This is a genomic window from Sandarakinorhabdus rubra (assembly GCF_010994245.1).
GTDB lineage: Bacteria > Pseudomonadota > Alphaproteobacteria > Sphingomonadales > Sphingomonadaceae > Sandarakinorhabdus > Sandarakinorhabdus rubra.
Genome location: NZ_WMHO01000326.1, coordinates 1 through 1,849, shown reverse-complemented (window position 1 = coordinate 1,849; position 1,849 = coordinate 1). Strand labels below are relative to the sequence as shown.

At 69.9% G+C, this 1,849-nt stretch carries 4 protein-coding genes; 2 read left to right on the top strand and 2 right to left on the bottom strand.

The features are described 5' to 3' along the window. Together GJV64_RS14055 and GJV64_RS14050 are read left to right on the top strand one after the other, a co-directional pair. Window positions 1-562 (top strand): helicase C-terminal domain-containing protein (locus tag GJV64_RS14055; protein ID WP_328799199.1); only part of this gene is annotated, 562 nt, incomplete at its 5' end. Beyond that, window positions 559-1,116 carry a SixA phosphatase family protein gene (locus GJV64_RS14050; protein ID WP_164158059.1) on the top strand — a complete coding sequence of 186 codons (558 nt, stop codon included), beginning with the start codon at window positions 559-561 and terminating at the stop codon, window positions 1,114-1,116. The genes GJV64_RS14055 and GJV64_RS14050, both read left to right, overlap by 4 nt. Here GJV64_RS14050 and GJV64_RS14045 read toward each other — a convergent pair. Next, on the bottom strand, window positions 1,113-1,343 hold the full coding sequence (locus tag GJV64_RS14045; RefSeq protein WP_164158056.1) for a hypothetical protein: 231 nt from the start codon (window positions 1,341-1,343) through the stop codon (window positions 1,113-1,115). The two genes, GJV64_RS14050 and GJV64_RS14045, sit on opposite strands and share 4 nt — an antisense overlap. A gap of 45 nt (window positions 1,344-1,388) precedes the next feature. Next, a complete protein-coding gene (locus GJV64_RS14040; RefSeq protein ID WP_164158055.1) occupies window positions 1,389-1,718 on the bottom strand; it encodes a hypothetical protein in 330 nt (109 codons plus the stop codon). Window positions 1,719-1,849: the final 131 nt, after the last annotated feature.

Below are 1,849 nucleotides of genomic sequence, written 5' to 3'. Positions count from 1 at the left end.
CGCGATGGCGGCGGGCGGCGGCACGCTGGGCCTGTTCACCGCCATCGCGCGGCTGCGCGCCGTCCATGCCAGGCTGGCCGATCCGCTGGCCCGGGCCGGGCTGCCGCTTTTTGCCCAGCATGTCGATCCCATCGATACCGGCACGCTGGTCGATATCTTCCGCGCCGAACCTGGCGCCAGCCTGCTGGGCACCGATGCGCTGCGTGACGGGGTCGACGTGCCGGGGGACAGCCTGAGGCAGGTGATCATGGAGGGGGTGCCGTGGCCACGCCGCACCGTGCTCAATGCCGCGCGCCGGTTGGCCGGCGGCGGCACCGCTTTTGATGACAGAGCCACCATGGACCGGCTGGCCCAGGCCTTTGGGCGGCTGATCCGCCGCGCTGATGATCGCGGCCATTTCGTGCTGCTGGGCGCCGCCGTGCCGAGCCGGCTGCTTGCTGCCTTTCCGCCGGGCGTGCCGGTGCAGCGGCTGACGCTGGCGCAGGCCGTGGAACAGGTGAAGGCAGGCCTTGCCGGCTCTGGAAAGCCGGCGATTGATGTGCCAAGCGATGGGCGCTCATGAAGACGCTCATCCTCCTGCGCCACGCCAAGTCGGGCTATGACGACCCGCTGCTGAGGGATTTCGACCGGCCATTGAATGATCGCGGCCGGCGCGCCGCGATGAAGGTGGGCCAATGGCTGGGGGCCGCCATCAAGCGCGGCGAGATGCCCGATCCGGCGCTGGTGTTCGCAAGCCCCGCCGTGCGTGTGCGCCAGACGATCGAGGGGCTGGAGGCCGGGATGAGGCGGCCGCTGGCGCCGGTTTATGAAGGGCGCATCTACCTGTCGTCGTCGGCGACGCTGGTGGAGCTGGTGGCCGGCTTTTCCGATGAGTTTTCCAGCGCCATGCTGGTCGGCCACAATCCGGGGCTGGAGGATCTGCTGCTGGAACTGGTGCCGCCCGGCGGCGCGAGCGCTGCGTTGCGGGCCGAGGCAGAGATCAAATATCCCACTGCCACCCTCGCCCGGCTCGACATCGCCATCGAACGCTGGGCGCAGATCGACGGCGGCCGTGCCGAGCTGACGAAGTTCGTGCGCCCGCGCGATCTCGATCCCAGTCTTGGGCCGGACGACTAGGGGGGCGTCTGCTGTGCCCTCTCGGCGCGGTTGCGGTCCTTCTCGGCCTGTTCCTCGGCTTCGCGCATCGCGCGGCCGCGCTTGATGTCGGCTTCTTCCTGGCTTTCGGTGGAGGCGTCATAAACCGCTTCGCCCACGGCGATCGGCGCCGTCACGATGGCCTTTGCGACACCGCAGGCGGCCAGCAGCAGGGCGCACGGGAGCAGGAGGAGCAGTCGCAACCACATGGCAATATCCTGGCCGGGCTTCGCTGACTGGCGGATGAAGCAGGTTCAGGCCATGGCGGCCGGCGGCAGCGCCAGCAGCTTCGGGATGACGGCCTTGAACGGGAAGAAGCCCTTCCTTGCCTGCGGCCAGGCCATGTCGTCCCAGGCGCGGCGCAGTCGCACCAGCCGCACGCCATCGGCGGCGAGAGCTGGGGCCAGCACGTCCAGCCGGTCCTTCACCGGGCCGACCGGCGCATCGGCGGTGATGATCTGCGTGAGGGCATGGCGCGCCGCCCAGCCGCGCATGGCGTCCACGCCATGGGTGGCATCCACGCGCTCGGGCTCCAGCCCCAGCCGGGTGGCGGCGCGGGTCAGGCCGTCGTTCAGCATCGCCATGGCAACGCGCCTTCTTCAGCGCTGCCCAGCAGGTCCACAGCGGCTGCAGCACCGGCAGATAGGCGCCGTTGCCGGCATCCATGGTGGCCTGCGCCTCTTCATAGGCGATGTTGGCGACACAGCGGATGGCA

What these genes read in the sequence shown, in the direction of transcription:
- GJV64_RS14045 (WP_164158056.1), bottom strand. Translation starts at nt 1,343, where the DNA reads ATGTGGTTGCGACTGCTCCTCCTGCTCCCGTGCGCCCTGCTGCTGGCC.
- GJV64_RS14050 (WP_164158059.1), top strand. Translation starts at nt 559, where the DNA reads ATGAAGACGCTCATCCTCCTGCGCCACGCCAAGTCGGGCTATGACGAC.
- GJV64_RS14040 (WP_164158055.1), bottom strand. Translation starts at nt 1,718, where the DNA reads ATGGCGATGCTGAACGACGGCCTGACCCGCGCCGCCACCCGGCTGGGG.